Origin of the sequence: Curtobacterium flaccumfaciens pv. betae (genome assembly GCF_026241855.1) — a bacterium.
Classification (GTDB): domain Bacteria; phylum Actinomycetota; class Actinomycetes; order Actinomycetales; family Microbacteriaceae; genus Curtobacterium; species Curtobacterium flaccumfaciens.
The window spans coordinates 1572094-1590961 of sequence record NZ_JAPJDC010000001.1 but is presented as its reverse complement, the minus strand read 5'-3'; the positions used below and the strand labels follow the sequence as shown (position 1 = coordinate 1590961).

Here is an 18868-nt window from a genome sequence, read left to right as displayed (position 1 = left end):
ACCCTGGTCCCGTGCCCGTGCCCGTGCCCGCCGACGACCTCACCCTCGCCGGGTACCTGCGCGCCGTCCGCGGGCGCCTCGCCCCGGAGTCGCTCGTGTCCGCCGGGTTCCCGGGCTTCGCCGCGAGGAACTCGCGGTGCTGGGCGGCCTCAGCGTCGACTACTACACGCGCCTCGAGCAAGGGCGAGAGGTGAGCCCCGGCGCCGCTGTGCTCGAGGGCATCGCCGACGGGCTCGAGCTCGAGGGCGACGAGCGCGACCACCTGTTCGCGTTGGCAGGGCTGGTTGCTTCGCCACGACGCCCCCGCGTGGCGACGTCGGTGACGCCGGCACTCGGGAAGCTGCTCGACTCGTGGTCGACACACCCCGCGTGCGTGATCGACCCCGCGCACGAGGTCCTCGCCGCGAACGCCCTGGCCCGTGCGGTGTACGCACCCTTCGGACGGTTCGACAACCTCGTGCGGATGACCTTCCTCGACCCGACGGCGCGGCACTTCCACGCCGACTGGGCCCGCGCCGCAGACGCAACCGTCGCGAGCCTGCGGGCGGCGACCGCGGAGTTCGGGAGCGACCCGCGCCTCCTCCGTCTCATCGCGGAAGTGAACGACGCCAGCCCGGAGTTCGCCGAACGGTGGAGCACGCAACGGGTACGGCGCAAGACGACCACCGCGAAGCAGTTCGCGCACGCGGAGGTCGGGCGGCTGGAGTTCGACGCACACACCTTCGCCGTCGAGGGGTCACCCGGCCTGCAGCTCGTCGTCTACGGCTGCGAGGCCGGCTCTGCAACGGCGCGCGCGCTCATCCTGCTGTCCATGGGCACGGCGAGCACATCGACGATCAGCGAGGCGGCCGCGACCTCGAAGCCGGATGGCCGTGGCGCCTCAGCGGCTGACGGCTTGCTGGCCGGTCCCGGTGGAGGACCGGCCACGCGCTGAACCCGGGTCTTCTCGGTGGGCCCTGCCGGGATCGAACCGACGACATCCACGGTGTAAACGTGGCGCTCTACCAGCTGAGCTAAAGGCCCTCACCACGATCCTAGGGCGTCAGCGCTCGATCGTCGTCGAACCGAGCGGGCACGTCACGACGCCCCGCACCGGGGTCGGTCGCAGCGGATCACGAGTCCTTGCACGTCCTCGTCCCGGTCCTCCGACACGCCACCCGACAGCACGATGGGGGTGTCGTCGGCGCTGAGGCCGATCGCCAGCGTGCTGGTGCCCGACCGTTCGTCCTGCACCGGCGGGAACCGGGCGATCGTCGTCTGCTCGGAGTTGGTGCACCGCGCGTCACGGCACGAGAGCAGTCCCAGAGTGCCGCGTTCCTCGTCACGGACCGCGACGAGTGGCCGCCCCGATCGGTCGATGACGAACGCCGGAAGGAGGCTCGTCGGCCCCTTCGGCGTGATGTCCGTGTGCGACGAAGACGAGCACGACGCATCCGCGCAGAACGTCAGCCGTTGGGTCGAGACACCGTTCGACCGCGCGAGCACGACCGGGTTCCCGTCGCCGCCGATCGCCACCCGCGCGTCGTACGCCTCGTCCCACTCCCGGACCGGCTCCCCCGGCGGGATCGCGTGCGACAGGTCGCGGACGACGGGCTGACCACCATCCGGGCTGAACGACACCAGCCGAAGGGCGGTGAAGGTCGGCGAACGAGCGTCGGTCTCCGACACCAGCGAGACCACCGCGGTGCCGTCCGGCGCGACGGCGACGTCCACGCCCTGGTGGTCCAGCGGCGGGATCCACGGCAGCGCCACCTGCCGAACCGTGTGTTCGACGCAGGACACGTCCTCGCAGAACACGGCGACCAGGTGCGAGCGTCCTTCCGGTTCACCGCCGCGGGCGATCCCGACCACGACCGGCCGGTCGCCGGAACTCGCGACTGCGACGTCGGTCATCCAGTAGCTGACGCGGTCCCGGTCGGTCTCAACGATGTCGACGGCGGCGACCGTGGTGCGACGCCCTTCGGGGCGATCGACGGCCGGTGCCTCGTCGGCGGAGTCGCGCTTCTCCGCCCGTCTCCCCGCGGGCCAGGCGGCACCGTCCGACTTCGGCGCCGCATCGAGTTGGTCCGGCCGGGAGTGCACGACTTCGAGCTCGTACTGCTGCGCTTCCTCGCCGTCGAACCGCACCTTCCACTGGGCGATGAGCAGCCCGCCGTCACCCGCGCTGCCGACCGCGGATCCGAGTGTCCGGCTGGGCATCTCCATGGCCCCGTCACAGAACGCCTGTCGACACATCCGAAGGCTGCTCGGAGGCGTGTACGGCGCACTCACGACAGCGGTCTGCCCCGTGACGTCGGCGACGTCTCCACCGGAGATGGCGCGCGCAGCGACCGACGCGGCGTCGTACTGCACGGCGCCGAGCGGGTTGCTCGAGACGACCACCGCGAACACCACCGCCGGCACGAGCAACGCCGCTGCTCCAATGAGGCCGGGACTCGCCCGTCGTTCCCCGGCCGCCGAGTCCGCCACAAGCGGTGACCGAAGTCGACCGCCTTCGTTCCGCGTTGCGGCGCCGCGCACCGCGATCGCGACGACGAGCAGCACCAATCCGGTCACGGCGACACAGCACCAGGCCACGACCACGCTGCTCCGGAGCGCGGACGGCGGCAACAGGCGCAGCAGCAGCAGGACGCCGACCCCGAGCACCGTCATCAGTGTCGCTCCCCCGACGAGCGCTCGACGCGGCGTCGCCGTCGCCTCGTGCCCACCACGGACGACGACCCGACCAGCTCCCCAGGCACGACGGAAGGCCGATCGACGGGGCACACCGGCCACGAGCAACGCCCAGCCGAGCAGCAGGGGCGCCACGATGACGGCACCGAGCACCAGCAGCACGACGATCACGACGGCGCCCCATCCACCTGCCCGCCACGACACAGCGGTGGCTGTCCCCGCCGCCAACGCCACCAACGCGACGAGAGCGGCGTCGACGACGAGCCACCGGTGGTGGACCGACCACCGCCAGGCGTCGCGCGGCCCCGCCACCGCGTCGTCTGCGACCGCGAGCATGACCACGGTGGTTGCGGTCACCCCGAAACCAAGCCCGAGCGCCGCGATGACCGTGCCCACGGCGAGCAGGGCCACGGGTACCCCGGCCCCGTCGAGCGCCACGAACGCACCGTTCACCAGGGCGACTCGACCACCCCGGATGCCGAGCAGCAGCACCACCCCGGCCAGCACCAGCCCGGCAGCGAACGGCACGACGAAGGCGAGCACCGCGCGGCCCCCGCTCCACGCGATCGACGGCACGGGTGGCGGACCGTACTGCCGCCGCACCGCGGTCTCGGTCGGTCCCGCGCTGGCGACACCCGTCCCCGGTCGTGCACCATCCATCTGCTCGTCCCCCTCCGACAGCATCCGCCCATGCTGTCAGGTTCGCCGCCGGACGTCCAGAAGGTGACATTTCAGCCGCGTGCCCGCGCGGTGGCGGGAGTGGCTGACCCGAATGGTTTAGCCCGAGGCTTACTTTCGACGATATGAAGCTCTACGCTTAACCCATGCAGTCCGAGCCCGTGATCGCCGTGATCGTCGACCTGGTCGACTCCCGCACGCTCGAGGACCGCTCCGCAGCCCAGCAGGACGTCGAGCACGCCTTCGACAGTACCGCGGACGTCACCGCGCTCGATCCCCTCCGCGCCACGGTCGGCGACGAGTTCCAGGTCATCTACAGCACGCTCACCGACGCCCTCGTGGCGACGACGGCCGCGACCCTCGCACTCCCCCCGACCGTGCAGATCCGCCTCGGCCTCGGCCGAGGACAGGTCCGGACGATCGGCACCGGCGGCGCCGGCCCGCTGCAGGACGGCCCGGGCTGGTGGTCGGCGCGGGACGCCATCAACGAGACCCACCGGCGCGAGGACGGCCGGACCGCGTTCCTGCGGTCCTGGTACCACGACGCCGACGACCGCCACGGAACGACGGAGCGACTCGTGAACGCCTACTTCCTCAGCCGCGACCACGTCGTCTCGCGACTCGCACCCCGCGCCCGCCGGATCGCACTCGGTCTGGTGCAGGGCCGGACGCAGGCACAGATCGCCGCGGACGAGGGGATCACCCCGTCGGCGGTGTCCCAGTCCGTGCAGAAGTCGGGCGTCGCCGCCCTGGTCGAGGGCCTGCGTGTCCTCGGGGACGGGGGCCGCTGATGCTCGCCGGAGTCCTCCTGACCCTCGTCGGGCTCGCCGACGTCGTCCGCGCACGGACCGGGACCGACGCCGCACCACGGCGCGTGCTGACCTCCACGGTGATCGTCCTGCTCTGGGCCGCCGTGACGGCTGTGGCGGTGCTCGGCCTCGGCCTCGCCGTCTGGTCGGTGCTGGTCGCGGTCGTCCTCGCGGCCCTGTGGGTCGCGACGACGATCCCGGTGCGGTCCGGCGGTGCACCCGGCGGTCGCGATCGGGCACTCCCCTGGCTCCGACGCTCCGGGTCCTGGCCGGCCGTCCTGCTCGCGGTCGCCGTCGCCGTGCTGCTGCTCTGGGCGCCGACTGTCGACCCCTCGGGCTTCGTGGTCGACTGGCACCGTGACGCCGGCCCGGCGTTCGTCGGAGCGGTGCCGCTCGCGGCGCTCGTCGCCGGCATCGGGTCCGCACTGTTCCTGGTCGACTCGGCCAACGTGGTCGTCGCCCAGGCGCTGCCCCCGGGGCTGTCGCCCGACGCACGGCTCGGTGCAGTGGCGGCCGAACCGACCCGCCGGAAGCGCTTCGACCGGCGCCGCACCACCCGGGCAACCGGGGCAGACACGGACACGGACACGGACACGGACACGGACGGCACGGTCACCCTCAAGGGCGGACGCATGATCGGCCCGATCGAGCGTCTGCTCTTGGCCGGGTTCTCGTTGGCCGGCGCCTTCCCCGTCGTGGCGGCGCTGATCGCCGCGAAGGGGATCGTCCGCTTCCCCGAGATCCGCCGCGAGACGACCGGGTACCAGGCCGAGTACTTCCTGATCGGCAGCCTGGTGAGCTGGGCGATGGCGTTCGCCGCCGCCGGCATGTGCTGGTTGCTGGCACTGGGCTGACGAACAGCCCCGCCCCCGATCACCGCAGGTACGCTCTCCCCGTGAACGGTGTCGGAGTCGGTGTCCTCGACGAAGCCGGGCGGCTCCGCCTGCTCGGTGCGGGTGTGACGGGCGCGGCCTTCGCCGTCGTCCTGGTCATGCTGGTCCTGTCCTCGTGGACCGAGGCGACCACCGCCGTCCTGGTCTCGGTCGGCATCCCGACCGCTGTGGCGGGTGCCGCGATCGCCGTCGTCCTGCAGCGCCGCGCCTGGCGCGCCGAGGGCGGCTACGAACGGTCGATCGTCGTGCGCGAGTGGATCGCCGACGGCCAGGTGCCCGACGGTGTACCGGCGGACCAGTGGATCCCGCTCGTGCAGGCCCAGGCCGACCGTGAGGGCGCCGGCTGGGGCAAGGTCGTCCTCGGCGTCCTGTGGATCGCGATGACGTGGTCGATGCGCGACCAGCACGGCACGCTCATCACGACGATGCTCATCCTGCTGTGGAGCGCGATGGCCCTGTGGGCAGCCGTCTGGGTCATCCCCCGCGCCCGGGCGGCGCGAGCGCTCCTGCGCCGCGGCGTCACCACGATCGGCTGAACCCCGCGCGGCTGAACCCCGCTCGGCTGAACGCTCGGCTGAACCCCGCCCGTGCCCCTCTGACTACGCTCGGACCCATGCAGAGTCGCACCCTCGGCCGCACCGGCCGCTCCGTCTCCCCCATCGGTCTCGGCACCTGGCAGTTCGGCGGTGACTGGGGTCCCGTCTCCGAAGCCGACGCGAACGCCGTCATGGACGCCTCCGTCGAGTCGGGCGTCACCCTGTTCGACACCGCCGACGTCTACGGCGACGGCCGGAGCGAGCAGCTCATCGGCGCGTGGCGTGCCGCGAACCCCGACGTGCCGCTGACGATCACCACGAAGATGGGTCGTCGCGCCGACCAGGTCCCCGAGAACTACGTCGCCGCGAACTTCCGCGAGTGGGTGGACCGCTCGCGGAAGAACCTCGGGCAGGACACCCTCGACCTCGTGCAGCTGCACTGCCCGCCGACCCCGGTCTACGAGGACGACGCTGTCTACGACGCCCTCGACGCGCTCGTCGCCGACGGCTCGGTCGCCGCCTACGGCGTCAGCGTCGAGACCGCCGACCAGGCCCTCACCGCGATCGCCCGGCCCGGCGTCGCGAGCGTCCAGATCATCCTCAATGCGTTCCGCCTCAAGCCGCTCGACCGCGTGCTGCCGGCCGCCCTGGAGGCAGGGGTCGGCATCCTGGCGCGCGTCCCGTTGGCCTCGGGGCTGCTCTCGGGCAAGTACACGACCGACACGTCGTTCGCCGAGGGCGACCACCGCAACTACAACCGCCACGGCGAGGCCTTCGACCAGGGCGAGACCTTCAGCGGCGTCGACTACGACGACGGCGTGCGCGCCGCGCAGACCTTCGCGGCGTCCCTGCCGGACGCCGTCTCGGTCCCGCAGGCTGCGCTGGCGTGGATCATCGCGCAGGACGGCGTCACCGCGGCGATCCCCGGCGCACGCAACCCGGAGCAGGCGCGCTCGAACGCCGCCGCCGGCGACCTGCCGCCGATCGAGGGGCTGGACGCCACCGTGCACGACCTGTACGACACGTGGTTCCGCGCGAGCGTCCACGACCGCTGGTGAGACGCCGGAGCGTCGCGGTCGCGGTGGCCGCACTCCTGCTGCTGTCCGGGTGCGCCGCATCCGGACCGGCCACCGCCCGCGACGCTCCGCCCTGGCCACGGCCGACCGACCTGTCGGCCCGCGCCGAGTCCGCCGGGCTCCGGAACGTCTGGGGCGAACGGCTGGCCGAGCACGTGCACACGCACCTGACGATCCTGGACGGCGACGAACCGGTGACCGTCCCGGCGAACGTCGGGCACTCGGACAGCCGGAAGTTCGCCGCGGAGATCCACACGCACGACACCTCGGGCATCGTGCACGTCGAGTCCCCGACGGAGCAGACGTTCACGCTCGGGCAGTTCTTCGACGAGTGGGGCGTCTCGCTCGGCCCGGAGCACGTCGGTGGCCTGCGCGGCGAACTGACGGTGTGGGTCGACGGGCACCGGAGGATCGGCAACCCGCGCTCGATCGAGCTCACGGACCTGCGCCAGATCGTCCTCGTCGTCACGACCGTCGGCGAGGTCCCGCACCTGCCGGCGCCCTTCGACTGGCCGCCGCAGTACGACTAGCGCCGGAACCGGCTCGGCTCAGGCCTCCTTCGCCGCGACCCACGACAGGTCGAGGTCCCACTGCGCGACCGACCCGGCCGGCAGCTGCCACACGTACTCGTTCTTGAGCTTCTTGCCGTCCTCGCGGAACGGCCCCGTCCGGTACGGGTAGAACGCCACCGTCGGCAGCGTGCCGGGCGGCGCCGTGCGGATCGCGTTCGAGAAGTCCTTGTTCAGCCGGCGCAGCTCGGCGATCACGTCACCCCGGGCGGCATCCGCGTCGAACCCGCCAGCACCCGAGGCGAGCTGGAACGCGATGTGCAGCTGCCGGTCACCGCGGTCGTCCTCGTAGCTGATCAGCCGGTGGTTCTCGACGGCCTCGAGCAGTTCCGGGTCGCCGTACACGACGTCCCGCACCACGTCGGGTGCGACGACGGCGCCGTTGTAGTCGACGGACAGGTCGGACCGGCCGTAGTGGAACAGCAGCGGCAGGTCGAGCTCGGCCTCGGCGGCGAGCGCCGCGTGTCCGGTCGCCCGCAGCACGGACCGCAGCTCCTTCATCCGCACCACGTGTCCGCGGTCGTGGATGTTGTAGCGGATGCGTGGGCTGATGTTCTCGGAGCGGGCGATCGTGACGACGAGTTCGCCGAGGTCGTTCGTCTCGATCAGGTATCCGAACGGGTTGAACTGGAACACCATCGGCAGCACCCCGTACTCGCCCTGCTTGGTGAGGGCGGCGGAGAGTTCCGGTGAGGCGGCGATCGCCCGGCGCAGCTGCACGCTGAACGGGGTCTCGATGCCGAGGTTGATCTCGAGGTCGCTCGCCCCGTAGGAGCCGAGCACGGCCTGCGCGTACTGCTCGATGTGGGCGCGCATGTTCTCGCTGATGCCCTCGCCCCCGAACGCGGCGACGATCGTGTACTGGCTCCAGTCGAGCCGGTCGTCCTCGAACAGGGCCTTCAGGAACGGTGGGTAGCTGCAGATGATGTAGGTGAAGTCGGTGCCGAACTCGCGCATCGTCTGCACGATCTTGTCGCGGTCCGGGCCGATCGACTTGATCATGGAGGACTCGGTGAGCGAGGCGGTCACGTTCATCCCGGTGGCCCAGGCCCCGAGCGAGAAGGCGTTGAGCACGAACGGCTGCTTCGACAGGTCCTTGGCGGTGCGGGAGAACCCGAGCTGCAGCAGCTGTCGGGTGGCCTGGCGTTCGTCGGGGCCTCGCACCCAGCTGGTCGGGGTGCCGCTCGACCCGCTGGACTCGTCGACGACGACGCCGCGTCGGGGCAGGCGTCCGTCGATGCAGCGCTCGGGGATGCTCCAGCGCTTGACGTAGGAGTCCTTGTCCATCTCGGGCAGTCCCGAGATCGCCGCGGCGATCCCGCCACGGGTGTCGAGCCTGGAGGCCCGTCCGGACTCCGCCAGGAACGCCCGGTACGCGGGGACCCGCTTCGCGGCCCGTTCCGCGGTCCGCCAGGCGCGCCAGCGTCCGAGGGTCCAGCGGAGTGGCTCGATGCCCGGCGTGAGCAGGAGCTTGTGGGTGCCGACGCGGGGCATGAACAGTGCGACGAAGGTCTCGACCACCCACACCACCGAGAACACCGCTGCGCGCTTCACCGGGTCCCCCCGACGGTCATCGCTGCGGCGGGTCGGCGGTGTGCCAGGGGTGGTGGGTCGCTGTGTCCGAACCGGAACAGCATCCAGGCCATCCGCCCGTCGGACTCGTCGACGCCCGCGCGTTCGACGAACGCGGCGTGTGACCGCGGGTTGGTGATCACGGTCCCGAAGGGGTGCATGGCGATGCCGCGCGCGGAGAACTCGAGCCAGATGCGCATGAAGACCCGTCCGGCCTCGACGTACTCGGCCGGGGTGCTGAACGGTCCCTCGAGCCAGGCGAGCTGTCGGACGCCCCGCATGGTGGACAGGTACACCCTGCGGAAGACCCCGCCGATGCCCGGGGCCTGCCAGAGTCCGCGGTGCTCCATGGCGAACCGGAGCACCGGGCCGGGCATGAGCATCGTCTCGGCGGACAGCCCGTCGCCGGTGGCCGCTGCCTGTCGCTTCGAGAACCGCAGCCAGTGCAGGATCTCGTCGTGCACGGCGTCGTGCTGCAGGTCGTCGAACAGGGTCTCCTGGTTGACGCGCACGATCTCGTCGACGGTGGCCCGGTCGTCGGTGGTGCGGAAGCGTTGTCCGGCCGCCGATGCGATGGCGGACGCGGCCTCGATCGCGGTGGTGTCGACGAGCGTTGCGTCGTAGGGCCTGCGTGAGGTGCGCCGTGCGAGGAAGCCGGCCAGGGCCTCCCGGTCGTCCGTGGTGACCACGTGCGGACGCAACGTCACCGTGCCCAGCCGGTGCAGGTGGTCGTCCGCACCGGCGTCGAGCCGACCGAAGTCCATCTCGGCGTGGTCGAGCCGTTCCTGCACGGTGAACCCGTGCGCTCGTGCCACCACGTCGAGCCCGGCCAGGAACACCCCGGCGCAGACGTGCCCGAACGGGATGCCGAACGACTCCGCCGGCAACCCCCGTCGCAGGTCGTAGAACACGGTCGCGGTGCGGTCGTCCTCGACGCGCACGACGATCGGTTGCGAGTTGTGCGGCGACGGGTAGTGCCGCGCGTCCTCGATGATGCCCGTCCACGGTGATGCCATCGTTCCCCCTCGGTGGTCCCTGGCGACGATCATACGAACCCCCTCGGCGCCCCATGCCCCTCGGGGAATGCGCTGTGGAGAACTCGTGCGTAGCCTGCTCCTCGTGATGACCATCCGCACCGGCACCGACCTCGCCGCGGTCGAGGACGTCGTCGACGCCGTGACGGCGCACGGCGAGCGGTACCTGGACCGGGTGTTCACCCTGCGGGAACGCACCGACACCGGCGACGACCCGGAGCGCCTCGCTGCCCGGTTCGCGGGCAAGGAGGCCGTCGTGAAGCTGCTCCGGCCGGCTCCGGACCAGGCGATCCCGCTGCGGGACGTCGCCGTCGTGCTCGATGCCGGCGGGGCCCCCACGGTCGAGCTGTCCGGGGCGGCCGCGGCGCTGGCGGAGTCGATCGGGTGCGGCCCGATCGCGGTCTCGTTGGCACACGAACGGGGGCTCGCGGTGGCGACGGCGGTGGCCCTCTCGGAGCGCTGACCCGGCGCTCCGGACAGGGGTGCGGTTTCCCGCACCGGCACGGCGGTTTCCCGAGGGCCGTTCCTCTTTACGGTTGCAGTCATGGAACAGGACCCGAACCCCTCCAGCACCACCGCGACGATCGCCGACCCGGCCACCGACCGGGCCGTCCGTCGCGCCCTCGCCGAGCACGGCCGGCTGACGGTCGACGCGTGGGACGTCGCGTCGATCGCCGACCTCTACGCCCTCGGCCTGACCTCGCACGCCACCGTCAACGTGATGCTCGCGGTGGAGTCGGACCTCGACGTCGAGTTCCCCGACTCCGTGCTGAACCGGTCCACCTTCGCGAGCGTCGAGTCGATCAGCGCGGCCGCGGAGCTCGCGTCGTGACCCTGGCCCTGCCCGCTCCGTCGGTCATCGACCGCTTCGCCGAGCGTGCGAGCGCGGTGGCCGAGGTCGCCGCACAGTTCGCCGACGAGGTCGACCGCGACGCCCGACCCCCGCGCGAGGCCATCGCCGCGATGCGGGAGTACGGCCTGCTCGCGGCAGCGGTGCCGACCGAGCACGGTGGCGAGGGTGCCTCCGTGGCCGAGCTCTCCGCGATCGCGACCGAACTCGGCCGGGCCTGTGCCGCGACCGGCATGGTGTTCGCGATGCACCAGGGCCAGGTCATGGCGCTCTGGCGGCACGGCGGCGACGGTGCCGGCGTACTCGAGACCATCGAGGCCGTCCGTGGGGGTGCGCTCGTCGCGTCGGCCACCACCGAGCGCGGCGTCGGCGGTGACGCGCGGCGGTCCACGTGTTCCATCGAGCCGACCGACGACGGCCGGATCCGCCTGCGCAAGGACGCGCCGGTGATCTCGTACGCCACCGAGGCCGACGCGGTGTTCGTCACCGCCCGACGCGACCCGGACGCCCCGGCGTCGGACCAGCGACTGCTCATCTGCCGCACCGACACGATGGTCCTGTCGCAGACGTCCACCTGGGACACCATGGGGCTCCGCGGTACGTGCAGCAACGGGTGGATCCTCGACACCGAGACGACGATCGACCGCGTGTTCCGCGACGACTACGCCACGATCTCCGCCCAGACCGTCCTGCCGGTGTCGCACGTGCTCTGGGCCTCGGTCTGGCTCGGCATCGCGGTCTCGTCCGCCGAACGTGCCCGCAGCGCCGTCCGCAAGCAGGCCCGCGCCGCCGTCGGGACGACCCCGCCCGGTGCGCTGCGGCTGGCCGAGCTCCTGGTCGACCTGCAGGCCCTGGCCGACTCGGTGCGCCACGCCGCCGAACGGTTCGACGCCGCCGCCGACGACCCGGACGTGCTGGCCTCGAGCGCGTACGCCCTCGCCGCGAACGCCCTGAAGATCGGTGCGTCCGAGCGCGTCACCGACATCGTCACGAAGGCGCTGCGCATCGTCGGGATCGCGGGTTACGCCGCCTCGGGTCCGATGAGCATCGCCCGACACCTCCGAGACGCCCACGGGGCCGCCGTCATGGTGAGCAACGACCGTCTCCTCAAGAACGACGCCGACCTGGCCATCATGACGGGAGTGATCCTGTGACCATCACGGACACCACCACGCACACCACCGACACCAGCACCGCGGACACCGCCGCTGCGCTCGACGCCGCCCGCGCCGCCCTCCGCGCCCGCCTGCTCACCGACGGCGTCCTCCTCGACCTCGGCACGCCCGGCCTCTACGGCCGCACCGGGGTCTTCGAGCGCGTGTACGCCGCGGTCGACGCCGCAGCGGTGCGCAGCCAGCAGCACCTCGGCGCCGAGGTCCTGCGCTTCCCGCCGGTCGAGCCGCTCGCGTCGTTCGAGCGCACCGACTACATCGCGTCGTTCCCGGACCTCGCCGCGTCGATCTCCGGGTTCACCGGCGACGACCGCACCCACCGCGCACTGCTCGCCGCCCGCGAGCGCGGTGAGCGCTGGGAGGGGTTCCTCGAGCCGGCCGACCTCATGCTCACCCCCGCGGTCTGCCACCCGGTCTACGGCCTGATCGGCGACACCGTGCCCCGGCAGGGTCGGTTCTTCGACGTCCTCGGCGACTCCTTCCGCCGGGAGCCCTCGCTCGACCCGATGCGCCTGCAGGCCTTCCACATGCACGAGTTCGTGCACGTCGGCACCCCCGCGTCCGCGGCGGCCCACCGGGACGGCAGCATCCCGGTGATGCGCGCGCTGCTCGAGTCGTTCGGGCTCGAGGTCGACGTCGTCCCCGCCAATGACCCCTTCTTCGGCCGCGTCGGGCAGATGCTCGCCCGCAACCAGGTCGAGCAGGCGCTCAAGTTCGAGTTCGTGACGAAGGTCTACGGCCCCGACCACGACGCCACCGCGATCAGCTCCGCGAACCTGCACGAGGACCACTTCGGCACCTCGTTCGGCCTCCGCACCGAGGACGGACAGGTCGCGCACAGCGCCTGCATCGCGTTCGGCCTGGAGCGCATCACCATCGCCCTGTTCGCCGCCCACGGCACGGACCTCGGCGCCTGGCCGGCGTCCGCCCGCGCGGCCCTCGCCCTGTGACCACGCTCCACGGCTGGTCCGGATCGCCGGCGATCCGCGCCGCGGTCCAGCTCCCCGCCGCCGCGCGCGCCGGCGTCGTCATCTGCCCGCCGCTCGGGCAGGAGGGCGTCATCGCGTACCGCACGCTCCGTCTGCTGGCCGACCGCCTGGAGGCCCGTGGCATCGCCTCGGTGCGCTACGACCCGTCCGGACGTGGTGACGGCGCCCCCGACACCACACCGGACGCGCAGGTCCGGTCCGCGCGCCACGCCGCCGCCGTGCTCCGCACGACGGGGGTGCAGCACGTCGCCTTCGTCGGGCTGGCCTCGGCCGCCCTCGTCGCGGCGAACGCGGCCGCGGACACCGACGGCCTCGTCGTCTGGGACGCCCCGGCATCGGGCAAGGGCTGGCTCCGTCGGCAGCGCGCCCTCGCGACCATCACCATCGGTGCCGACCGCGTGGTCGACGGCGTCGAGAGCCTCATCGGGTTCGACGTCGAGCCGGACGAGGCCGCCGCGCTCTCGGACCTCGCCTTCGCCCCGCGCACCGGGCCCACCGTCGCGCTCGTCCGTCCGGGTGCCCGGCCACCCAAGCCCCTCGGCGGTGTCGACGTGACCGAGGTCACCGGCAGCGCCGAGCTCCTCGACGGCACGAGCATCCACGCCCGCATCCCCGGAGCCGCCGTCGACACCGTCGTCGCCCGGCTCGACACCTGGGCACCCGAGACGGCGGTGCCCGTCCGCGCGCCCGTCCTCGACGAGGTCCTCGACGTCGACGGCCGCGTGTCGGAGCGGATCGTCCACCTCGGCGATCAGGGGCTGTTCGGGATCGAGACCGTCTCGTCCGCCCAGCACCACGACGCCCCCGTCGTCGTGCTCCACAGCGGCGGCGCCGAGCACCGCGTGGGCGCCACCGACTACCAGGTCGAACTCGCCCGCGCCCTCGCCCGCGACGGCGCCCGGGTCGTCCGGGTCGACCGCCGTGCCACCGGCGAGAGCACCGGCGTGCACGAGGACGAGCGGAGCTTCCTGTTCGCGCAGGAGTGGGTCGAGGACCAGTCCGCCGTCGTCACCGCACTCGCCACACCCTCGGACCGGCTCGTGCTCGTCGGCATGTGTGCCGGCGCCTGGGTCGCGGGCCGCGCCGTCGAGGAGGCCCCGCGCCTGGTCGTCGAGATCAGCCCGAACGACTACCGTCGCGTCCCGGCCGAGCCCGGCTCGTACGCCGACGGGGTCCGGGCGATCGACGCCCCGTCGCCCGCCCGGATGTGGGTGCGCGAGCGGTACAACCGGTTCGTGCCGAAGGCCGTCCGCGACCGGATCGCCCGTCGTGACCGGATGGGCGGGGTCGTCGGCCACGTCCGCCCGCTCGTCGAGCACGGCACCGACGTCGTCGTGATCGTCGCTCCCGAGGACGCAGCCCTGTTCGACCGGCTCGGCGGGCAGAAGGCCGTCCGACGCTGGCCCGGCGACGACCGTCGCGGCTCGGTGTCCGTCGTCCGCGTCGAGGACGGCGACCACGCGCTGTTCTCCCCGGCGATGCGCGAGGCCGTCGTCGCCGAGGTGCGCTCCCGCGTCGCGGCGACGTTCCCCGTCCACACCTGACGCGGCCCGACCGGCTCAGCGGAGGCCGAGCTCCCGCGCGACGGCGTCGGGACGCTCGACGTGTGCGAAGTGCCCGCAGTCGTCGAGCAACACCGTCCGGACCTGCGGCACGAGCACCCGCAGCGCCTCGAGGTCCGAGACGCGGGCGAACACGTCGTCGCGCCCGGCGATCGCCGTCACCGGGCAGGTGACGGCGCGCCACCGGTCGACGTCGTACGCCGCCGCCGACCGTGCCGCCTCGGTGAACTGCTCCGGCCGGAGTTCCTCGACGAAGGCCTCGAGCACGCTCGGGTCCAGGCGTCGCACGCGCGTGAACACCGGCGCCGCGACGAGCGGCAACAGACCGACCCGGGCGATCCCCCGGAGCAGCGGACGAGCGACGCCCCCGGTCACCGTGAGGCCCGCACGCAGCAGGGTGAACGCCGGCAGGGTGCCGAGCGCCCGCACCGGGTGTCGAGCCGCACCGGCCGTCGCGACCGTGGTGCCGGACACCAGGGCGAGCGACCGCACCCGCTCGGGCGCCACCACCGCGAGGTGCAACCCGACGAACGCGCCCATGGAGTGCCCGACCACGTCGACCGCGCCGAGACCCAGCGCGCCGAGGACCGCCGACACGGCACCCGTGACGGCGTCGAGCCCGAGCGGACCGTCCGGAGCCGGCGAGGACCCCCAGCCGGGCAGGTCGACGAGCACCAGGCCGCGGTCGCCGACGCCCTGTGCGGCGTGCAGCAAGGGTGTCCACGTCGACCAGGAGCCGGCGACGCCGTGCAGCAGCAGGAGCGGGTCCGGGCCGGCGCGGTGGTGCACCACGACGGGCCGGGTCGGGGCCTCCACGACCGTGCGGATCAGCCCCCAGGTGCCGGGCGTGACGCGCACCGGGTACGGGGCGTACGCATCAGCGGTGACCCCGTGACCACGTGGGTCGGTGTCGATGGCGTGCACCGGGCCTCCTGTCCGACCGTCGACGCGGACGCGTCCGTCAGGAGGGATTCGGAACGCTAGCCGACGGGGACGGGTGCCGAGCAGGCGGCGAGCCGGTCGAGGGCAGCCTTGTACTCGGCGACGTCGCGCTGCAGGCCGGGCTCGGTGATGATCGAGGCCTTGATCCGACCCTGCACGTCGATGACGAAGGTCGCGCGGGTGGCGAAGCCCTTGTGCTCGAGGAACACGCCGTACTCCTTCGAGACCGCGCCGTGCGGCCAGAAGTCGGCGAGCAGCTCGAAGTCGTAGCCGTTCGTCTCGGCGAACGACCGCAGCGTCGCCTTCGAGTCGACCGAGATGCCGAGGAGCTCGATGCGCTGGTCCTGGAACATCGTGATGTTGTCCTGCAGGGTGCAGAGCTCGTTCGTGCACCCGGACGAGAACGCCAGCGGGAAGAAGACGAGTGCGACCGGGCGGTTGCCGCGGAAGTCGCTGAGTCGGACGTGCTCACCGAACTGGTTCGGGAGCTCGAAGTCCGGCGCGAGTGAGCCGATCTCCAGTGCCATCGCTACGTGTGCTTCTTCCTCGGGCGAGGGGTGTGCCCGTCGGGTCCGTGCGCCGCAGATCGCGTGTGCACGATCGGCCATGCTACGCCGACGACACGCGAATGCAAGCACCCGTCCACCTGCACGTCACCATCAGCATCAGCGTCGGTCCTGGGGCCTAGAGTGGACGGGGCCCCAGCCGGTCGCGACCCGACCACCGGAGCCACCATGTCCACCACCACGAGAACGAACGAGGTCAAGGGTGACGGTGAACGACCAGGACCCGTACAGCGCCGGGGCGAACGACCAGGATCCGCAGGAGACCGCCGAATGGCGTGAGTCCCTCGACGGGCTGGTCCAGACCCACGGACACCAGCGCGGTCGCGAGATCATGCTGAGCCTGCTCAAGCGGTCCAAGGAACTGCACCTCGGTGTGCCGATGGTCCCGACGACGGACTACGTGAACACCATCGCGCCGGAGAACGAGCCGGAGTTCCCCGGCGACGAAGAGCTGGAGCGCCGGTACCGCCGCTGGATCCGCTGGAACGCGGCCATCACGGTGCACCGTGCACAGCGTCCCGGCATCGGGGTCGGCGGGCACATCTCGACGTACGCGTCCAGCGCTGCGATGTACGAGGTCGGCTACAACCACTTCTTCCGCGCGCAGGACCACCCCTCCGGTGGCGACCAGGTCTTCTTCCAGGGCCACGCCTCCCCCGGCATGTACGCCCGCGCGTACATGGAAGGGCGCCTCTCCGAGGACCAGCTCGACGGGTTCCGGCAGGAGAAGTCGCACGCCGGCGGCGGCCTGTCGTCCTACCCGCACCCGCGCCTCATGCCGCACTTCTGGCAGTTCCCGACCGTGTCGATGGGCATCGGCCCGATCAACGCGATCTACCAGGCGCAGCAGGCCAAGTACCTGTCGAACCGCGGCATCAAGGACGCCATGGACCAGCAGGTCTGGGCGTTCCTGGGCGACGGCGAGATGGACGAGGTCGAGTCCCGCGGGCAGCTCCAGGTCGCCGCGAACGACGGCCTCGACAACCTGAACTTCGTCATCAACTGCAACCTGCAGCGACTCGACGGTCCGGTCCGTGGCAACGGCAAGATCATCCAGGAGCTCGAAGCGTTCTTCCGCGGTGCGGGCTGGAACGTCATCAAGGTCGTCTGGGGCCGCGAGTGGGACGACCTGCTCGCCCGTGACACCGAGGGCGCGCTCCTCAACCTGATGAACCAGACGCCGGACGGCGACTACCAGACGTACAAGGCCGAGAACGGTGCCTACGTGCGCGAGAACTTCTTCGGGCGCGACCCGAAGGCGCTCGAGCTCGTCAAGGACTACACCGACGACCAGATCTGGAACCTCAAGCGCGGTGGCCACGACTACCGCAAGGTCTACGCCGCGTTCAAGGCCGCGACCGAGCACAAGGGCCAGCCGACCGTCATCCTGGCGAAGACGGTCAAGGGCTACGGCCTCGGCCCGAGCTTCGAGGGCCGCAACGCGACCCACCAGATGAAGAAGCTCACGCTCGACAACCTCAAGCAGTTCCGCGACGAGATGCGCATCCCGATCTCCGACGCGCAGCTGGAGGAGAACCCCTACACGCCGCCGTACTACCACCCGGGCAACGACGACGAGGCGATCCAGTACATGCACGAGCGTCGTCGCGCGCTCGGTGGCTACGTGCCGGAACGTCGTACGAAGTACACGCAGTTCACGCTGCCGGACGACTCGAAGTACCAGGTCGTCAAGAAGGGCTCCGGCAAGCAGGAGGTCGCCACCACCATGGCGTTCGCGCGCCTGCTGAAGGACCTGCTGCGCTCGCCCGACTTCGGCGACCGCGTGGTCCCGATCATCCCGGACGAAGCACGCACCTTCGGCATGGACGCCTACTTCCCGTCGGCGAAGATCTACAACCCGAACGGCCAGCACTACACGTCGGTCGACCGCGAGCTCCTGTTGGCCTACAAGGAGAGCCCGCAGGGCCAGATCATCCACGTCGGCATCAACGAGGCGGGTGCCCTCGCGGCGTTCACCGCGGTCGGTACCTCGTACTCGACGCAGGGCGAGCCGCTCATCCCGGTCTACGTCTTCTACTCGATGTTCGGGTTCCAGCGCACCGGCGACGCCATCTGGGCCGCCGGCGACCAGATGACCCGTGGCTTCATGATCGGCGCCACCGCCGGCCGCACCACGCTGACGGGCGAAGGCCTGCAGCACGCGGACGGCCACTCGCCGCTCCTCGCCACGACGAACCCGGCAGTCGTCTCGTACGATCCGGCGTACGGCTACGAGATCGGCCACATCGTCAAGGCCGGCCTCGACCGCATGTACGGCACGAACGAGGACGGCTCGCCGAAGCACGCCGACCCGAACGTCATGTACTACCTGACGGTCTACAACGAGCCGCTGGTGCAGCCGGCCGAGCCCGAGGGCGTCGACGTCGAGGGCATCCTCAAGGGGATGTACCTGCTCAAGGCGAGCGAGCACGACGGCCCGAAGGCCCAGCTGCTCGCGTCCGGTGTCGCCGTGCCGTGGATCCTCGAGGCGCAGCAGCTCCTCGCCGAGGACTGGGGCGTGTCGGCCGACGTCTGGAGCGTCACGAGCTGGGGTGAGCTGTACCGCGACGGTGTGGCCGCCGAGCAGCAGGCGTTCCTCAACCCGAACGAACCGGCCCGCACGCCGTTCGTCACCGAGCGTCTGCTCGGCACCGAGGGCCCGGTCGTCGCCGTGAGCGACTTCATGCACCTGGTGCAGGAGCAGATCCGCCCGTTCGTGCCGACCGACTACGCCACGCTCGGCGCCGACGGCTTCGGCTTCTCGGACACCCGTCCGGCCGCTCGCCGCTTCTTCCACATCGACGGCCCCTCGGTCGTCGTGCGGACGCTGCAGCAGCTCGCCCGCCAGGGCAAGGTCGACGGCGCGCTCGTCCAGCAGGCGATCGACAAGTACCGCCTGCACGACGTGACCGCCGGCACCACCGGCAGCGCGGGCGGCGAGAGCTGA

At 71.8% G+C, this 18868-nt stretch carries 18 protein-coding genes and 1 tRNA gene; 13 read left to right on the top strand and 6 right to left on the bottom strand.

The window, feature by feature from the left end; genetic code table 11:
* Window positions 1-11: 11 nt before the first annotated feature.
* Both ORG17_RS18435 and ORG17_RS07470 read left to right on the top strand, forming a co-directional pair.
* Window positions 12-194, top strand: coding sequence for a hypothetical protein (locus ORG17_RS18435; RefSeq protein WP_348522466.1), 183 nt, complete (start codon window positions 12-14; stop codon window positions 192-194).
* A complete protein-coding gene (locus ORG17_RS07470) occupies window positions 137-934 on the top strand; it encodes a helix-turn-helix transcriptional regulator (RefSeq protein WP_348522465.1) in 798 nt (265 codons plus the stop codon). Before ORG17_RS18435 ends, ORG17_RS07470 begins: the two co-directional genes overlap by 58 nt.
* Window positions 935-950: 16 nt before the next feature.
* Here ORG17_RS07470 and ORG17_RS07465 read toward each other — a convergent pair.
* A tRNA-Val gene (locus tag ORG17_RS07465) sits at window positions 951-1023 on the bottom strand.
* Between the two features lie 54 nt (window positions 1024-1077).
* Window positions 1078-3249, bottom strand: coding sequence for a hypothetical protein (locus ORG17_RS07460; protein ID WP_214527811.1), 2172 nt, complete (start codon window positions 3247-3249; stop codon window positions 1078-1080).
* Between the two features lie 248 nt (window positions 3250-3497).
* Here ORG17_RS07460 and ORG17_RS07455 point away from each other — a divergent pair, with 248 nt between their 5' ends.
* The 5 genes from ORG17_RS07455 (at window position 3498) to ORG17_RS07435 (ending at window position 7195) form a co-directional block, all read left to right on the top strand.
* Window positions 3498-4142 carry a SatD family protein gene (locus tag ORG17_RS07455; protein ID WP_214527812.1) on the top strand — a complete coding sequence of 215 codons (645 nt, stop codon included), beginning with the start codon at window positions 3498-3500 and terminating at the stop codon, window positions 4140-4142.
* A complete protein-coding gene (locus ORG17_RS07450) occupies window positions 4142-5014 on the top strand; it encodes a hypothetical protein (protein WP_214527813.1) in 873 nt (290 codons plus the stop codon). Before ORG17_RS07455 ends, ORG17_RS07450 begins: the two co-directional genes overlap by 1 nt.
* Before the next feature lie 41 nt (window positions 5015-5055).
* Window positions 5056-5589 (top strand): hypothetical protein, encoded by a 534-nt coding sequence (locus ORG17_RS07445; RefSeq protein ID WP_027465351.1) that lies wholly within the window; start codon window positions 5056-5058, stop codon window positions 5587-5589.
* A 77-nt stretch (window positions 5590-5666) separates the two neighbouring features.
* The gene (locus ORG17_RS07440; RefSeq protein ID WP_071248013.1) at window positions 5667-6647 is read left to right on the top strand and encodes an aldo/keto reductase; all 981 of its coding nucleotides are present in this window, start codon (window positions 5667-5669) and stop codon (window positions 6645-6647) included.
* The gene (locus ORG17_RS07435) at window positions 6644-7195 is read left to right on the top strand and encodes a hypothetical protein (protein WP_214527814.1); all 552 of its coding nucleotides are present in this window, start codon (window positions 6644-6646) and stop codon (window positions 7193-7195) included. Before ORG17_RS07440 ends, ORG17_RS07435 begins: the two co-directional genes overlap by 4 nt.
* 18 nt (window positions 7196-7213) lie before the next feature.
* On the opposite strand, the gene ORG17_RS07430 is transcribed toward ORG17_RS07435, so the two are convergent.
* On the bottom strand, window positions 7214-8788 hold the full coding sequence (locus tag ORG17_RS07430; protein WP_254791666.1) for a phenylacetate--CoA ligase family protein: 1575 nt from the start codon (window positions 8786-8788) through the stop codon (window positions 7214-7216).
* On the bottom strand, window positions 8785-9822 hold the full coding sequence (locus ORG17_RS07425; RefSeq protein ID WP_214527815.1) for a nitroreductase family protein: 1038 nt from the start codon (window positions 9820-9822) through the stop codon (window positions 8785-8787). The genes ORG17_RS07430 and ORG17_RS07425 overlap by 4 nt, the downstream gene beginning before the upstream one ends.
* A gap of 106 nt (window positions 9823-9928) precedes the next feature.
* Between ORG17_RS07425 and ORG17_RS07420 the strand changes: the two genes are divergently transcribed.
* From ORG17_RS07420 to ORG17_RS18315, 5 genes are all read left to right on the top strand, one after another.
* Entirely contained in the window at window positions 9929-10303 is a 375-nt protein-coding gene (locus ORG17_RS07420; RefSeq protein WP_171907809.1) for a holo-ACP synthase, read from the top strand.
* Window positions 10304-10384: 81 nt separating this feature from the next.
* Window positions 10385-10672: an acyl carrier protein gene (locus ORG17_RS07415; RefSeq protein WP_214527816.1), complete on the top strand. Its 288-nt coding sequence runs from the start codon at window positions 10385-10387 to the stop codon at window positions 10670-10672.
* Complete coding sequence (locus ORG17_RS07410) at window positions 10669-11844, top strand: acyl-CoA dehydrogenase family protein (protein ID WP_214527817.1); 1176 nt, start codon at window positions 10669-10671, stop codon at window positions 11842-11844. The genes ORG17_RS07415 and ORG17_RS07410 overlap by 4 nt, the downstream gene beginning before the upstream one ends.
* On the top strand, window positions 11841-12812 hold the full coding sequence (locus tag ORG17_RS07405; RefSeq protein ID WP_214527818.1) for an amino acid--[acyl-carrier-protein] ligase: 972 nt from the start codon (window positions 11841-11843) through the stop codon (window positions 12810-12812). Before ORG17_RS07410 ends, ORG17_RS07405 begins: the two co-directional genes overlap by 4 nt.
* Window positions 12809-14395, top strand: coding sequence for an alpha/beta fold hydrolase (locus ORG17_RS18315; protein WP_214527819.1), 1587 nt, complete (start codon window positions 12809-12811; stop codon window positions 14393-14395). Before ORG17_RS07405 ends, ORG17_RS18315 begins: the two co-directional genes overlap by 4 nt.
* Before the next feature lie 15 nt (window positions 14396-14410).
* Here the strand turns inward: ORG17_RS18315 and ORG17_RS07395 are convergent, their stop codons facing one another.
* Window positions 14411-15337 (bottom strand): alpha/beta fold hydrolase, encoded by a 927-nt coding sequence (locus ORG17_RS07395; protein ID WP_214527820.1) that lies wholly within the window; start codon window positions 15335-15337, stop codon window positions 14411-14413.
* A gap of 56 nt (window positions 15338-15393) precedes the next feature.
* Entirely contained in the window at window positions 15394-15882 is a 489-nt protein-coding gene (locus ORG17_RS07390; RefSeq protein WP_017886715.1) for a peroxiredoxin, read from the bottom strand.
* 241 nt (window positions 15883-16123) lie between these two features.
* Between ORG17_RS07390 and aceE the strand changes: the two genes are divergently transcribed.
* Window positions 16124-18868, top strand: a complete 2745-nt coding sequence (gene aceE / locus ORG17_RS07385; RefSeq protein ID WP_071405343.1) for a pyruvate dehydrogenase (acetyl-transferring), homodimeric type — start codon at window positions 16124-16126, stop codon at window positions 18866-18868.

Excerpts from the sequence above, each read along its gene's own strand:
- ORG17_RS07425 (WP_214527815.1), bottom strand. The coding sequence starts at position 9,822 with ATGGCATCACCGTGGACGGGCATCATCGAGGACGCGCGGCACTACCCG.
- ORG17_RS07390 (WP_017886715.1), bottom strand. The coding sequence starts at position 15,882 with ATGGCACTGGAGATCGGCTCACTCGCGCCGGACTTCGAGCTCCCGAAC.
- ORG17_RS07440 (WP_071248013.1), top strand. The coding sequence starts at position 5,667 with ATGCAGAGTCGCACCCTCGGCCGCACCGGCCGCTCCGTCTCCCCCATC.
- ORG17_RS07415 (WP_214527816.1), top strand. The coding sequence starts at position 10,385 with ATGGAACAGGACCCGAACCCCTCCAGCACCACCGCGACGATCGCCGAC.
- ORG17_RS07420 (WP_171907809.1), top strand. The coding sequence starts at position 9,929 with ATGACCATCCGCACCGGCACCGACCTCGCCGCGGTCGAGGACGTCGTC.
- ORG17_RS07455 (WP_214527812.1), top strand. The coding sequence starts at position 3,498 with ATGCAGTCCGAGCCCGTGATCGCCGTGATCGTCGACCTGGTCGACTCC.
- ORG17_RS07450 (WP_214527813.1), top strand. The coding sequence starts at position 4,142 with ATGCTCGCCGGAGTCCTCCTGACCCTCGTCGGGCTCGCCGACGTCGTC.